The following is a 15,618-nucleotide window of genomic DNA, read 5'->3' on the forward strand; positions in this document are numbered from 1 at the left end:
GAGGAGACCCATGACATTGTACCGCCCAAACCGCCTGTCATCCCGCGCCATGGCTTATGTTCTTGCCGGTGGCCGCGGATCACGCCTGAAAGAACTGACCGACCGCCGCGCCAAGCCTGCCGTCTATTTTGGCGGCAAGTCGCGGATCATCGACTTTGCGCTGTCGAACGCGTTGAACTCTGGCATCCGCAAGATGGCGGTGGCGACGCAATACAAGGCCCACAGCCTGATCCGCCACCTGAACCGTGGCTGGTCCTTCTTCCGGTCGGAACGCAACGAATTTCTGGATATCCTGCCCGCTTCCCAGCAGATGGACGAGGAGAACTGGTATCGCGGCACCGCCGATGCCGTGGCCCAGAACATTGCCATCATCGACAGCTATCACGTTGATTACATTATCATCCTGGCCGGCGATCACATTTACAAGATGGATTACGAGATCATGCTGCAACAGCATGTCGATAGCGGCGCGGACGTGACCATTGGCTGCCTTACCGTGCCGCGCAATGAGGCCTCGGCCTTCGGGGTGATGGACGTCGATAAGGACGGCCGGATCATTTCCTTCCTGGAAAAGCCCGCCGATCCCCCCGGCATGCCGGACGATCCGAATTCGACGCTGGCCTCGATGGGGATCTATGTCTTTGACTGGAAGTTTCTGCGCGAGCTGCTGTTGAAGGACGCCGCTGACGCGAATTCCAGCCATGATTTCGGCAATGACATCATCCCCGAGATCGTGAAGAACGGCAAAGCTGTGGCACATCGCTTCACCGACAGCTGCGTGCGTTCCAGCCCCGATGCGCCGGCCTATTGGCGCGATGTGGGGACGATCGACGCCTTCTGGAAGGCCAATATCGACCTGACCGATTTCTCTCCCGAGCTGGACCTGTACGACCGCGACTGGCCGATCTGGACCTATGGCGAGATCACGCCACCGGCAAAGTTCATCCATGACGACGAGGACCGGCGCGGCCACGCGATCAGTTCGATGGTTTCGGGGGGCTGCATCATCTCTGGCTCCGAGGTGCGCAATTCGCTGCTGTTCACAGGTGTGCAGGCGAACAGCTATTCCTCGCTGAAATCTGTGGTTGCGCTGCCTTACGTCAATATCGGCCGGCACGCGCAACTGACCAATGTGGTCATTGACCGCGGGGTTGATATCCCCGAGGGCCTGATCGTGGGCGAAGACCCGGCCGAGGATGCGAAATTCTTCCGCGTCACCGGGAACGGGGTGACCCTGATCACCCAGGACATGCTGAAACGGAGGGCCGCGCAAAAATGACCGAGGAACCGGCGAAACCTGCAAAAGCTTCAAAACCCGCCAAAGCCGCCGCCAAACCGGCGGCCAAGACGCGCGTGGCGAAAAACACCTCGGCAGGTTCCAAGGCAGCGGCGAAGTCCCCTGCCGGCAAGCCCGCCGCGCAGGCCAAATCGCCGGAACCTCTGCCGCATCTGGGCGACGTGCTGTCGGTCGCCTCGGAATGCGCGCCGCTGATCAAGACCGGGGGGCTGGCCGATGTGGTGGGCGCCCTGCCCGGGGCCATGGCCCCCCTTGGCTGGCGGCTGCGCACGCTGATCCCCGCCTATCGCGGGCTGGTCGAAAAGCTGGAAAACCCGGTCGAGGTCTGGTCCAGCCCCGATCTTTACGGCGGCTCGGGCCGGGTGCTGGCGGGAACGGCCGGCGGGCTGGACCTGCTGCTGCTGGACGCGCCGCACCTGTTCGACCGCGCAGGTGGTCCCTATCACGACGAGGCCGGCGCCGACTGGGCCGACAATCCGCGCCGGTTTGCCGCGCTCAGCTGGGTTGCGGCCAAGATCGCGCTTGATGGACTGTCGGATGGCTGGATCCCCTCGGTGCTGCATGCCCATGACTGGCAGGCGGGCTTTGCGCCGATCTGGGTGCATGGCGCCGTGCCCTCGGCCATCACCATCCACAACATCGCCTTTCAGGGCATCGCCCCGGCATCGGCGATCGAGGAATTGCGGCTCCCCCATTCCTGGTTCAACCCCGGCGGCTTTGAATACTGGGGCCAGATCAGCGCCTTGAAGGCCGGGCTGGTGGCGGCGGATGCGGTCACCACCGTTTCGCCCACCTATGCGCAGGAACTGACCACGCCCGCCTTCGGCTTTGGTCTGGAAGGGGTGATCCGGGGCCGCGCGGGCGCGCTGTCCGGCATCCTGAACGGCGTCGACACCACCGTCTGGAACCCGGAAACCGACCCTCTGATCGCGGCGAATTACAGCGCGAGCAACCTGTCAGGCAAAGCCGCATGTGCCGCCGCCCTGCGCGAGGAATTCGGCCTCGACCCCGAAGGCGGGCCGCTGTGCATCGTCGTCAGCCGGCTGACCCGCCAGAAGGGGCTGGACCTGCTACTGGCCGCATTGCCGACGCTGATCGCCGGCGGCGGGCAACTGGCGGTGCTGGGCACGGGCGAAAACGACCTGCAGGATGGCTTTCTGCGCGCCGCCGCCAGCCATCCGGGCCGCGTGGGCGTACGTATCGGCTATGACGAGGCGCTGTCACATCGCATGTTCGCCGGGGCCGATGTGGTGCTGGTGCCCTCACGCTTTGAACCCAGCGGGCTGACGCAGATGTATGGGCTGGCCTACGGCACGCTGCCGCTGGTGGCGCGCACCGGGGGGCTGGCCGACTCCGTTATCGACGCCAATCTGGCCGCCGAACGGGTCGGCGTGGCCAATGGTTTCCAGTTCGGCCCCGTCACCACCGAGGAACTGGTCAGCGCCATCCGCAAGATGTGCGCCCTTTACGCCCGGCAGGATATCTGGCAGCGCATGATCCAGAGCGCGATGAGCCACCCGGTCGGGTGGGACGCCTCGGCCCGCGAATACGCGGCGCTTTACGACAGGCTAAGCGGACGCTGACGAGACCTTATGAAAGACCAGACTTATACGATCACCGCCGGCACCGCCGACCGGCTGGGCGCGACCACCATGGCGGAGGGCGTGAACTTCGCTGTCTTCTCGGCCCATGCCGAAAAAATCGAGATCTGTCTGTTTTCCGATGATGGCACCCACGAGATCCAGCGCCTGACCCTGCCCGACCGGCTGGGCGACATCTGGAACGGCTTCGTGCCGGGGCTGAAGCCCGGCCAGCTTTACGGTCTGCGCGCCCACGGCCCTTACGAGCCGCAACTGGGCCACCGCTTCAACCCGGCCAAGCTGCTGATCGACCCCTATGCCCGCCGCCTGTCCGGCAAGCTGATCCAGAACGACGTCTTACTGGGATATGAAGGCCACAAGCCGCAGGTTGACATGTCGATCGACAGCCGCGATTCTGCGCCCTTCATGCCGAAATGCGTGGTCACCGCCGACCTGCCCACCCTGCCCCGCAGCCGCCGCGTCGCCCGCGATCAGGTGGTCATCTATGAGGCCCACCCCAAGGGCCTGACCGCCGCCCATCCTGCCGTTCCGCCTGAATTGCGGGGCCGCTTTGCGGGGCTGGCCAGCGACGCGGTGATCGCGCATCTGACCCGGCTGGGCATCACCACGCTGGAACTTCTGCCGGTGCAGGCCCATGCGGACGAGGCCTTTCTGCTGCGCAAGGGGCTGACGAATTACTGGGGCTATAACACGCTGGCCTTCTTCGCGCCTGAGCCCGGTTACATGATGACTGGCGAGCCCTCGGAGTTCCGCGACATGGTCAGCCGCCTGCATGAGGCCGGCATCGAGGTGATCCTCGACGTGGTCTATAACCATACCGCCGAGGGCAACGAGCTGGGGCCGACGCTGTCCTTCCGGGGGCTGGACAATGCCAGCTATTACCGGCTGACGGCGGATAATCCGCGCTATTACGTCAACGATACCGGCACCGGGAATACGGTCGATTGCGCGCATCCGATGGTGCTGCGCATGATCCTGGATTCGCTTCGCTACTGGGTCGAACAGATGGGCGTGGACGGGTTCCGCTTTGACCTCGCCCCCGTGCTGGGACGCGAGCCCACGGGCTTCGCCCGCGATGGCCGGTTTCTGTCGGCGCTGCGTCAGGATCCGGTTCTCGCCAATGTTCGCCTGATCGCAGAGCCCTGGGATATCGGCCCGGGCGGCTATCAGCTGGGCAGCTTCCCACCGCCGTTTCTGGAATGGAACGACCGCTTCCGCGACGGCACCCGCCGCTTCTGGCGGGGCGAGGGCAATATCGCCGAGTTGGCAGAGCGGATGACCGGATCAGCCCCGATCTTCGACCATTCTGGCCGCGCACCGCAGGCCACGCTGAACTTTATCACCGCGCATGACGGTTTCACCCTGGCCGACCTGACCAGCTATAACCAGAAGCACAACCTGCCCAATCACGAGGGCAATCAGGACGGTCATAACGAGAATTATTCGGACAATCTGGGCGTGGAAGGCCCGACGGATGATCCCGCCATCAATGCCGCCCGCGCCCGGCGTCGCCGCAACCTGCTGGCCACGATGATGCTTTCACAAGGCACGCCCATGCTGCTGGCCGGGGACGAGATCGCCAACAGCCAGGACGGCAACAACAACGCCTATTGTCAGGACAACCCGACCGGCTGGATCGGCTGGGACGCCCCCGACCAGCCATTGGCGGATTTCACCGCTCGGCTGATCGCGCTGCGCCATGCCCATCCGGTCCTGCATCAGCGCCGCTTCCTGCATTCGTTGCCCATTCCCGAAGGCGGTCGCGATCTGGTCTGGCACCTGCCGGGCGGGGCGGAACCGACTGCGCAGGACTGGCAGAACCCCGGCCTGCGTACGCTGGCGCTGGAAATCCGCATGTGCGCCAATTCGCCCGAACGCGCCATCGACGCGACCGATGCCGCCTTTATCGCCGTCAATGGCGCCAGCCAGCCGGCCGAGATGGTCCTGCCCCCATTGCCCAAGGGGCGCTGGATCCGGGTTCTCGACACTGCCGTGCCGTTGACGCAGGATCAACCGGAAGCCGGCGCGGCGGCTCAGGTCGCCGCCGATTCCATCGCCGTGTTCATGCCAGAGGGAGACCGCGCATGAAGATCATCACCGTCCCCACCACCCCCATCGAGGGGCAGAAGCCCGGCACCTCGGGCCTGCGCAAGAAGACCCGCGTCTTCATGCAGCGCCACTATCTTGAAAATTTCGTGCAAGCCATCATCGACGCCATCGGCGGGGTCAGCGGCAAGACGCTGGTGCTGGGTGGCGATGGCCGCTTCTTCAACGACCGCGCAGCCCAGGTGATCCTGCGCATGTGTGCGGCACAGGGGGCAGCGAAGGTCATCATCGGCACGGGTGCGATCCTGTCAACGCCGGCGGCATCCAACCTGATCCGGGTGCGCGGGGCGGATGGCGGTTTCATCATGTCGGCCAGCCACAACCCCGGCGGCGAGGACGAGGATTTCGGCCTGAAATTCAACGGCGCGAATGGCGGCCCGGCGCCCGAATCCGTCACTGACCGCATCTTCGCTCGCACCAAGGAACTGACCGAGTACCGCATTCTGGAATCGCAGGATGTTGACCTGTCCACACCCGGCACGGCCACATTGGGCGAGATGGAGGTCGAGGTCGTCGATCCCGTTACCGATTACGCGGCCCTGATGGAAACGCTGTTCGATTTCGACGCCATCCGCGCGATGCTGGCGCAGGGCTTCACCCTGCGTTTTGACGCCATGCACGCCGTCACCGGCCCCTACGCGACCGATATACTGGAACGGCGCTTGGGTGCGGCGCCCGGCAGCGTGGTCAACGCCGTGCCGCTGCCGGATTTCGGCGGTGGCCACCCCGATCCCAACCCGGTATGGGCAGCAGATCTGATGGCACTGATGATGGGCCCGGACGCCCCGGATTTCGGCGCGGCATCCGACGGCGATGGCGACCGCAACATGATCGTCGGACGCGGCGCCTATATCACCCCCTCGGACAGCCTTGCGGTGCTGGCGGCGAATGCGCAGCTTGCGCCCGGCTATGCACGCGGGCTGGCGGGCGTGGCGCGGTCCATGCCGACCTCTCGCGCCGCTGATCTGGTGGCAGAAAAGGCCGGTATCGGCAGCTATGAGACCCCGACCGGTTGGAAATTCTTCGGCAACCTGCTGGATGACGGCCGGGCAACGCTGTGCGGCGAGGAATCCGCCGGCACCGGGTCAGATCACGTGCGTGAAAAGGATGGGCTTTGGGCCGTGCTGCTGTGGCTGAATATCCTGGCCGCGCGCAAGCAATCCGTGGCCGAGATCATGCAGGCCCATTGGTCCGAATATGGCCGCAACTACTATTCCCGCCACGATTACGAGGCCGTGCCGACCGACCGCGCCAATGCGCTGGTGGACCGGCTGCGCGGGCTGCTGCCCACACTTCCGGGACAAAGCTTCGCCGGGCTGACCGTCGAAAGCGCGGACGACTTCGCCTATCTGGACCCGGTCGACGGCTCGACCTCGGCAAATCAGGGGATCCGTATCGCCTTCACCGATGGCTCGCGCATCGTGATGCGTCTGTCGGGCACCGGCACCGAAGGGGCGACGCTGCGGGTCTATCTGGAACGCTATCAATCCGTTGACGGGGCGCTGAGCCTGCCGGTGGAAGAAGCCCTTGCTCCGGTCGTGCAAGCGGCCGAGGAAATCGCCCAGATCCGCGACCATACCGGCCGCGACAAGCCCGACGTCACCACCTGACGGCAAAAAGCGCGCGAGAAGCCCTCGCGCGCTGCCAATCTTTTGGGCTTTCTGGCCTGAAAATGACTGCCCGGCGGTCAGTTCGGTGACGCCACATGACCCCGCGCCGCGTCACCTTGACCTCATGCCGCGGCGCAGCGAGCCTGCCGGAAACGGCAGCAGGCGACGCAGCATGGCCCCAACCCTTTCCATCATCATCGTCGACAGCGACGCCGAACGCGCGCGCACGATTTGCGACGGGCTGGCGGACTTGCCCGGTGCGAACTATGCCATCGTGCCGCCCGGCCCGTCCCTCGCCCGTCGGATCGCCGCGCTGCATCCCGACCTTGTGCTGATCGACGCCGACAATGCCTCGCGCGATGAAATGGAAGAGCTGACGCTGGCCTCGGGCCCGATGGAACGCCCGGTGGCAGTCTTCGTGAACCAGTCCGACAGCGCCCTGACCCGCGCCATGGTCCAGGCGGGCGTTGCCGCCTATGTCGTCGACGGCCTGACCCAGGCGCGGGTGGTTCCGGTGGTCGATGCCGCCATCGCGCGTTTCAACATGCTGCAGAAGGTGCGGGCCGAGTTGGACGCCACCCGCGCCGCGTTGGAAGACCGGAAGGTGATCGACCGCGCCAAGGGCATCGTCATGCGCGCGCGCAATGTCCCCGAGGAAGATGCCTATGCCCTGATGCGCCGCAGCGCGATGGAAAAGGGTCGCAAGATCGCCGAGATCGCCCGCGCCATCGTCACCGCCGCCGAGGTGCTGAAATGACCGCCGAGATCCACCTGGGCTTTGTGCCGCTGCTGGATGCGGCGCCGCTGATCCTGGCCGAGCGGATGGGCTTTGCCGCCGAGGAGCGCCTGCATCTGCGCCTGCACCCCACCCGCAGCTGGTCATTGCTGCGCGACATGCTGGCCAGCGGTCATATCGCGGCGGCTCAGATGCTGTCGGCGGTCCCCATCGCGGGGCGGCTTGGCCTTGGTGGCGCAGCGGTCAGTTTCGATGTGCCGATGGTGCTGTCGCTGGGCGGGCAGGTTATCGGCGTTTCGGCCGATCTGGCACAGGCGATGCGCGATGAAGGGTTTTACAGCGACTTCCGCGACGCCATCGCGGCCCGCACGGCCCTGCGCAGGGCCCGGCCCGCGGGCCTTCGCGTGGGCGTGCCGTTTCCCTTCTCGATGCAGGCCGAGTTGCTGCACCTCTGGCTTGGCGATCGTTCCGGCATGACCGCGATCACCGTGCCCCCGGCGCGCATGGCAGACGCCCTGATCTCGGGCGAGATCGAGGCCTTCTGCGTGGGCGAACCCTGGGGTGCGGTCGCAGTCGATTGCGCGGCAGCAGAACTGATCCTTCCCGGCACCGCGATCTGGAGCGCGGCCCCCGAGAAGGTCCTGGCCCTGCGTCAAGGCTGGGCCGAGGCGCATCCCGATCTTGCAGGGCGGCTGCTTCGGGCGATCTGGCGCGCCTGCCGCTGGCTGGCACAGCCCGATTCCCGCGCCGCCGCATCCGATCTGCTGGCCCATGCCCTGAATGTCGACCCCGAGATGATCGAGCGCGCCCTGTCTGGCCATCTGCTACTGTCGCGCAGCGGCGCGACCGTCAACAGTCCCGATTTCGTCAATTTTCATGCTGGCGCGGCGAATTTTCCCTGGCGGTCACAGGCGGCCTGGCTGGGCTGGCACCTGGGGCGCCGTCACGGACTTGACGGCGCCAGTGCGGCAGGGACCGCCGCCGATTGCTGGCGGCCGGATCTGTTTCGCCAGCACCTCGGCACCGATGCAGTTTTGCCCGCCGCCTCGGCCAAGGTCGAGGGCGCCAATCCCGCGCCGGTCACCGCCGGGGCGAATCGCGGCACCCTGACGCTTGGCCGTAACACGTTCTTCGATGGCCGCATTTTTGATCTTTCTGCGCCTGCATGATGAAATTTCGGGCATAGCGCTGCATCGCAGCATGATCGGCCTGTAAAAGCGGTGACAACCCGGCAGGTCGAGCGCAGGCTGAACCTCAGGAACAACGTCGTTCCGCTCTACTCCACCCGCCCGAACGTCCGGGCATCACGGCAAAGCCGCCGAACCCCGTCGCGCTCCTCCCCCCAGGCGCGTCAGGTGTTTCGGCGGCTTTTTCACGTTTGAAGGACCGATCATGACCCGTTTCGCCCTGATCCTGCTGACCAGCACGGCCCTGACCAGCCCGGCATTTGCCGACATGCTGGATGTCGAGAAACCCGACCTGACGCTTGGCTTCATCAAGCTGACGGACATGGCGCCACTGGCCATCGCCTATGAGAAGCACTTCTTCGAGGATGAGGGGCTTTATGTCGTGCTGGAGCCGCAGGCGAACTGGAAGGTGCTGCTCGACCGGGTGATCTCGGGCGAATTGGACGGCGCGCATATGCTGGCCGGTCAACCGCTGGCCGCGACCATCGGTTACGGCACGCAGGCCCATATCGTCACCCCCTTCTCGATGGATCTGAACGGCAATGCGATCACCGTGTCGAATGCGGTGTGGGACGCGATGAGGGCGGACATCCCGGCAGGTGCGGACGGCAAGCCCGCCCATCCGATCAGCGCCGCCGCGCTGACCCCGGTGATCGACAGCTACCGCGCCGAGGGCAAGCCCTTCAACATGGGCATGGTCTTCCCGGTCTCGACCCATAATTACGAACTGCGCTATTGGCTGGCGGCGGGCGGGATCAATCCCGGCTTCTATACGCCGGGCGACGCGACCGGGCAGACCGGCGCCGACGTGCTGATTTCGGTCACGCCGCCGCCTCAGATGCCCTCGACCATGGAGGCGGGGACCATCGACGGCTATTCCGTGGGCGAGCCGTGGAACCAGCAGGCCGTTTTCAAGGGGATCGGCGTCCCGGTCATCACCGATAGTGAGATATGGAAGAACAACCCCGAAAAGGTGTTCGGCCTGACCGCCCAGTTCGCCGAAGAAAACCCCCAGACCGTGCTTGCCCTGACCAAGGCGCTGATCCGCGCCGCCGAATGGCTGGACGCAGACAATGGCGCCAACCGCGCCGAAGCGGTCGAGATCCTGTCGCGCCCCGAATATGTCGGCGCCGATGCGGCGGTGATCGCCAATTCGATGACCGGGCATTTCGAATATGAAAAGGGCGATGTCCGCGACGCGCCCGATTTCAACATCTTCTTCCGCGAAAACGCCACCTATCCCTTCTATTCCGACGCCATCTGGACCCTGACGCAAATGCGCCGCTGGGGCCAGATCGACGCCGCGCAAAGCGACGACTGGTATCTGGAAACCGCGAAATCCGTCTACAAGCCGGAAGTCTATCTGGAAGCCGCGCGGATGCTGGTGGACGAAGGCAACGCGCAGGAGGCCGATTTCCCTTGGGACACCGACGGCTTCAAGCCCGCCACGGCCGAATTCATCGACGGCATTTCCTATGACGGCAGGAAACCCAACGACTACCTGCAAAGCCTGCCCATTGGCCTGAAGGGTGACGACACCGTCACCATCGCCGGTGTGCAGGGCTGAGGAGAGCGACATGACCGCCATCGACCCCAGCCAGCTTGCCGAAGCCCGCGAGGCCAAGCGCACCCGCCGCCTGACCCGCATCAACAAGGCCGAGGGCTGGTTCAAGGTGATCGGCCTGCCCTTCATGGCGCCGCTGCTGCGCGCCATCGCGGGCGACGATCCGCGCGGGCAGATGAAGCTGCTGTGGCAGACGCTGTTCGTGCCGATCCTGTCGATCCTGTGCTTCCTTGGCCTCTGGGCGGTGCTGGCGCCGAAGGTCCACACCTCGCTCGGCACCATCCCCGGCCCCGCACAGGTCTGGAGCCAGGCCGTGGCGCTTGACGCCGCCGCAGATCGCGAGGCCGAAAGGCGCGTGGCCTTCTATGAACGGCAGGAAGAACGCAACGCCAAGCTGATCGCGGACGGGCAACGCGACAAGGTCCAGAACCGTGAATATACCGGCCGACCGACCTATTACGACCAGATCTGGACCTCGATCAAAACCGTGTTCATGGGCTTCGTTCTGGCCACTCTGGTCGCCGTGCCGCTTGGGATCGCGGCGGGTTTGTCGCCCACCGTCAATGCGGCGATCAACCCGCTCGTACAGATCTTCAAGCCGGTCAGCCCGCTGGCATGGCTGCCCATCGTGACCATGGTGGTGTCGGCGCTGGCATCGGGTGACGGCGGCATGTCGCGCAGCTTCATCATCTCGGCCATTACCGTCACGCTGTGTTCGCTGTGGCCGACGCTGATCAATACCTCGCTTGGCGTGGCCTCGATCGACAAGGATCTGGTGAATGTCGGCAAGGTGCTGAAACTGAGCCCTTGGGCGCGCGTCACCCGTCTGGTGCTGCCATCCGCCCTGCCCCTGATCTTCACCGGGCTGCGCCTGTCGCTGGGTGTGGGCTGGATGGTGCTGATTGCCGCCGAAATGCTGGCCCAGAACCCCGGCCTTGGCAAATTCGTCTGGGACGAATTCCAGAACGGATCGTCCGACAGCCTCGCCCGGATCATGGTCGCGGTGCTGACCATCGGCATCATCGGCTTCCTGCTGGATCGGATGATGTTCGCGATCCAGAACCTGATCACCTTCTCGGACAAGAGGTAAGCCATGGCGGTCCTTGAACTGAGCAATATCCGCAAGGATTTCGGCAGCCAGACCATCCTGAACGGCATCGACCTGGCGGTGGAAGACGGCGAGTTCGTGGCGATCCTGGGCTTTTCCGGCACCGGCAAGACCACGCTGATCAACCTGATGGCCGGGCTGGAAAAGCCCACTGCGGGCAGCGTGACCTTCCGGGACAAACCCGTCACCGGGCCGGGGCCCGAGCGCGGCGTGGTCTTTCAGTCCTATGCGCTGATGCCCTGGCTGACGGTGACCAGCAATATCGCGCTGGCGGTGCGGTCCGCCATGCCGAAGCTGCCCGCGAAGGATCTCGCCGCGCGCGTCCAGAAATACATCAAAATGGTCGGCCTGACCCATGCCGCGACCCGCCGCCCGGCGGAACTGTCCGGCGGGATGCGCCAGCGCGTCGGCATCGCCCGCGCGCTTGCGATGGACCCCGAAATCCTGCTGCTGGACGAACCGCTTTCGGCGCTGGATGCGCTGACGCGCGGCAATCTGGCCGATGAGATCGAGGCGATCTGGGAAGCCGACCGCAAGACTGTCGTACTGATTACCAATGACGTGGATGAGGCCATCGTGCTGGCCGACCGCATCCTGTGCCTCGACCCCAATGGCACCATGGGGGCAGAGTTCCGCGTCACCCTGCCCCGCCCGCGCGGCCGCACGGCGATGAACCACGACCCGGCCTTCAAGGCCTTGCGGGCCGAAGTGACCGGCCACCTGATCGCCGCAGGCGCGCACGCCACCGAGTAACAGCGCCGCAGCCTGCCGAATGTCACGCCTTTGTACGCGCTGCCCCGCGCCTATGCCAAGGCCTCGGCAGGGATCGCCCGCAATGACGAGCGCTATCTGGAGTTCTCGCAGCTGCACAAGATCTACCCGACGCCGAAAGGCCCGCTGACCGTGGTCGAGGATGTGAACCTGAAGCTGAGGAAAGGCGAATTCGTCAGCCTGATCGGCCATTCCGGCTGCGGGAAATCGACCGTGCTGACCATGGCTGCGGGTCTCAATCCGATCAGCAAGGGCGCGATCGTGCTGGACGGCACCTATGTCGAAGGCGCGGACCCGGAACGCGCCGTCGTCTTCCAGTCACCCAACCTGTTCCCCTGGCTGTCCGCGCGAGAAAATGTCGCCATCGGCGTCGACCGCGTCTATCCGACCGCCAGCCGGGCCGAGCGTCAGGATGTGGTCGAGTACTATCTGGAACGCGTGGGCCTTGTGAACGCGATGAACAAATCCGCGTCGGAGATGTCGAACGGCATGCGCCAGCGCGTCGGCATCGCGCGGGCTTTCGCGCTGTCGCCGAAACTGCTGCTGCTGGATGAGCCTTTCGGGATGCTCGACAGCCTGACCCGCTGGGAATTGCAGGAGGTGCTGATGGAGGTCTGGGACCGCACCAAGGTTACCGCCGTTTGCGTCACCCATGACGTGGACGAGGCGATCCTGCTGGCCGACCGCGTCGTGATGATGACCAATGGCCCGCAGGCGACCATCGGCAAGATCACCGAAGTGAACCTGCCCCGCCCCCGCACCCGCAAGGCGCTGCTGAGCCACCCGGATTACTACGCCTACCGCGAGGAAATCATCGGTTTCCTTGAGGAATACGAACACGGCCACAAGAAGGAAGCTGCATGATGACCGCACCCAAGGAACGCCTTGTCGTCATTGGCGCCGGTATGGCCTCGGGCCGGATGCTCGAAGTCCTGACCGACGCCGGGGCCCCCTATGACATCACCCTGTTCAACGCCGAACCGCGCGGGAACTATAACCGCATCATGCTGTCGCCGGTGCTGTCGGGCGAAAAGACATATGAGGAAATCGTCACCCACGATGACGCCTGGTATGCGGAACGTGGCATCACCACCCGTTTCGGCGAGCATATCGTCAAGATCGACCGCAAGGCCAAGGTGGTGACCGGCCAGCATGGCGATCTGCCCTATGACAAGCTGGTCATCGCCACCGGGTCCGCGCCCTTCATGATCCCGGTCGTCGGGCGCGATCTGCCGGGCGTCATCGCTTACCGCGACCTTGACGACACCAATACCATGATCGCGGCGGCCAGACCGGGCGCCGAGGCCGTGGTGATCGGCGGCGGGCTTCTGGGCCTTGAGGCCGCCGCCGGTCTTCAGATGCGCGGCATGAAGGTGACCGTGATCCATATCATGGGCCATCTGATGGAACGCCAGCTGGACCCCTCGGCCGGTTATCTGCTGCAAAAGGCGCTGGAGGCGCGGGGCATCAAGGTCCATTGCAAGGGCGCGACCAAGGCGATCATGGGTGAGGATCGGGCCGAGGCCGTGCTGCTGGAAGATGGCACCGTTTACGGCGCGGATCTGGTGGTCATGGCCGTGGGCATCCGCCCCGAAACTCGCCTTGCCAATGATGCCGGGATCGAGGTCGAGCGCGGCATCACCGTGAATGACCAGCTTCGAACTAGCGATCCCTCGATCTACGCGCTTGGCGAATGCGTTGAACATGACAAGCAGCTTTTCGGCCTTGTCGCGCCGCTTTACGATCAGGCCAAGGTGCTGGCGGCGGAACTGCTGGGGCAGGCCTCAGCCTTCCAGCCGGTCCAGACCGCGACCAAGCTGAAAGTCACCGGATGCGATCTGTTCAGCGCCGGCGATTTCGCCGATGGCGAGGGGCGCGAGGATATCGTTTTCCGTGATCCGGGCCGGGGCATCTATAAACGCCTCGTCCTTGAGGGCGACCGGCTGGTCGGCGCGGTGATGTATGGCGACACGGCGGACGGCAACTGGTTCTTCGGCCTTATCAAGGACCAGACCGACGTCTCCGCAATGCGCGAGACGCTGATCTTCGGCCCGGCCTTTCAGGGCGGGGGCTCCGTGGACCCTATGGCGGCCGTTGCAGCATTGCCGCCTGACGCAGAAATCTGCGGCTGCAACGGCGTCTGCAAGGGCAAGATCATGGAAGCCGTCGCAGGCGGGGCAGACAGCCTCGACAAGGTGCGCGCGACCACCAAGGCAAGCGCCTCCTGCGGGACCTGCACCGGATTGGTCAGCCAAGTCATGGCCCTGACCCTTGGCGGAGCGGTCCAGACCAAGGATTGCATGTGCGGCTGCACCGATCTGACGCATGAGGACGTGCGCCGGCTGATCAAGGCCAAGGGGCTGAAATCCATGCCCGCCGTCATGCAGGAATGCGGCTGGACGACGCCCGATGGCTGCGCGAAGTGCCGCCCCGCGCTGAACTTCTATCTGCTGGCCGATTGGCCGCTGGACTACCGCGACGACCGGCAGGCGCGGTTCGTGAACGAAAGGAACCACGCCAATATCCAGAAGGACGGCACCTATTCGGTCGTGCCGCGCATGTGGGGCGGCGTCACCACCCCGGCCGAGCTGCGCGCCATCGCCGACGCGGCGGAAAAATACAACGTCCCCATGGTCAAGGTCACCGGCGGTCAGCGCATCGACCTGCTGGGCGTCCGCAAGGAGGACCTGCCCGCCATGTGGGCGGATCTGAACGACGCCGGCATGGTCAGCGGCCACGCCTATTCGAAAGGGCTGCGCACGGTCAAAACCTGCGTCGGGACGGAGTTCTGCCGTTTCGGCACGCAGGACTCGACGGGTCTGGGCATCCGGCTGGAAAAACTGCTCTGGGGGTCATGGACACCGCACAAGGTCAAGCTGGGTGTCTCCGGCTGCCCACGCAACTGCGCCGAGGCCACCTGCAAGGATGTGGGCATCGTCTGCGTCGATAGCGGCTATCAGATCAGCGTGTCGGGTGCGGCGGGGATGGAGGTCAAGGAAACCGAAGCCCTCGTCACCGTCCCCACCGAAGACGAGGCCGTCGAATGGACCGCCGCCTTCATCCAGCTTTATCGCGAGAATGCGCGCTATCTGGACCGGGCTTGGAAATGGACGGCGCGGGTGGGGCTCGACTGGGTCAAGGACCACCTGTCAGACCCCGAAAACCGCCAGGCGCTGAATGAACGCTTTGAACTCAGCCAGTCGGTCTATCGGAAAGATCCCTGGGCCGAACATGCGAAACCCGGTGCCCGCGACGAATTCTCGCCGCTGGCCGATTGCCGACTGGAGGCAGCAGAATGACCAACTGGATCGACATCGCGGCACTGGACGACATTCCCCAGCAGGGCGCGCGGCTGATCCGCACCCGCACCGGCTGCGTGGCGCTGTTTCGCACTCATGACGACCGCGTTTTCGCGCTGGATGACCGCTGCCCCCACAAGGGCGGGCCGCTGTCCGAAGGCATCGTCGCCGGTCACACCATCACCTGCCCGCTGCACAACTGGGTGTTCGACCTGAACACCGGCATCGCACAGGGCGCGGATGACGGCAGCGTCGCCACCTATCCTGCCAAGATTGAAAACGGCCGCGTGCTGGTCGGATCCGAAATCATCGCCCGTCGTCACGCCGCCTGAAAGGAGC

At 65.0% G+C, this 15,618-nt stretch carries 10 protein-coding genes and 1 pseudogene; all 11 read left to right on the plus strand.

Annotated features, from left to right (window positions below):
* Positions 1-10 precede the first annotated feature (10 nt).
* Positions 11-1,279, plus strand: coding sequence for a glucose-1-phosphate adenylyltransferase (glgC, locus tag G7044_RS05995; RefSeq protein ID WP_166326918.1), 1,269 nt, complete (start codon positions 11-13; stop codon positions 1,277-1,279).
* Positions 1,276-2,880, plus strand: a complete 1,605-nt coding sequence (glgA, locus tag G7044_RS06000) for a glycogen synthase GlgA (protein ID WP_166326920.1) — start codon at positions 1,276-1,278, stop codon at positions 2,878-2,880. Before glgC ends, glgA begins: the two co-directional genes overlap by 4 nt.
* A gap of 9 nt (positions 2,881-2,889) precedes the next feature.
* Positions 2,890-4,986, plus strand: coding sequence for a glycogen debranching protein GlgX (glgX, locus tag G7044_RS06005; protein WP_166326922.1), 2,097 nt, complete (start codon positions 2,890-2,892; stop codon positions 4,984-4,986).
* The gene (locus G7044_RS06010; protein WP_166326924.1) at positions 4,983-6,614 is read left to right on the plus strand and encodes an alpha-D-glucose phosphate-specific phosphoglucomutase; all 1,632 of its coding nucleotides are present in this window, start codon (positions 4,983-4,985) and stop codon (positions 6,612-6,614) included. Before glgX ends, G7044_RS06010 begins: the two co-directional genes overlap by 4 nt.
* Before the next feature lie 172 nt (positions 6,615-6,786).
* On the plus strand, positions 6,787-7,371 hold the full coding sequence (locus tag G7044_RS06015) for an ANTAR domain-containing response regulator (RefSeq protein WP_166326926.1): 585 nt from the start codon (positions 6,787-6,789) through the stop codon (positions 7,369-7,371).
* The gene (locus G7044_RS06020; protein WP_166326928.1) at positions 7,368-8,519 is read left to right on the plus strand and encodes a CmpA/NrtA family ABC transporter substrate-binding protein; all 1,152 of its coding nucleotides are present in this window, start codon (positions 7,368-7,370) and stop codon (positions 8,517-8,519) included. Before G7044_RS06015 ends, G7044_RS06020 begins: the two co-directional genes overlap by 4 nt.
* A 223-nt stretch (positions 8,520-8,742) precedes the next feature.
* Entirely contained in the window at positions 8,743-10,104 is a 1,362-nt protein-coding gene (locus G7044_RS06025) for a CmpA/NrtA family ABC transporter substrate-binding protein (protein ID WP_166326930.1), read from the plus strand.
* Positions 10,105-10,114: 10 nt separating this feature from the next.
* Positions 10,115-11,191 (plus strand): ABC transporter permease, encoded by a 1,077-nt coding sequence (locus tag G7044_RS06030; RefSeq protein ID WP_166326932.1) that lies wholly within the window; start codon positions 10,115-10,117, stop codon positions 11,189-11,191.
* 3 nt (positions 11,192-11,194) lie between these two features.
* Positions 11,195-12,844: pseudogene (locus G7044_RS06035) on the plus strand (ABC transporter ATP-binding protein).
* Positions 12,841-15,279, plus strand: coding sequence for a nitrite reductase large subunit NirB (nirB, locus tag G7044_RS06040; RefSeq protein WP_328803817.1), 2,439 nt, complete (start codon positions 12,841-12,843; stop codon positions 15,277-15,279). The pseudogene G7044_RS06035 and the gene nirB overlap by 4 nt, the downstream one beginning before the upstream one ends.
* On the plus strand, positions 15,276-15,611 hold the full coding sequence (gene nirD, locus G7044_RS06045; protein WP_166326934.1) for a nitrite reductase small subunit NirD: 336 nt from the start codon (positions 15,276-15,278) through the stop codon (positions 15,609-15,611). The genes nirB and nirD overlap by 4 nt, the downstream gene beginning before the upstream one ends.
* The last annotated feature ends 7 nt before the right edge of the window (positions 15,612-15,618 follow it).

This window comes from Paracoccus xiamenensis (assembly GCF_011308835.1).
In the GTDB taxonomy this organism is placed as follows: Bacteria; Pseudomonadota; Alphaproteobacteria; order Rhodobacterales; family Rhodobacteraceae; genus Paracoccus; species Paracoccus xiamenensis.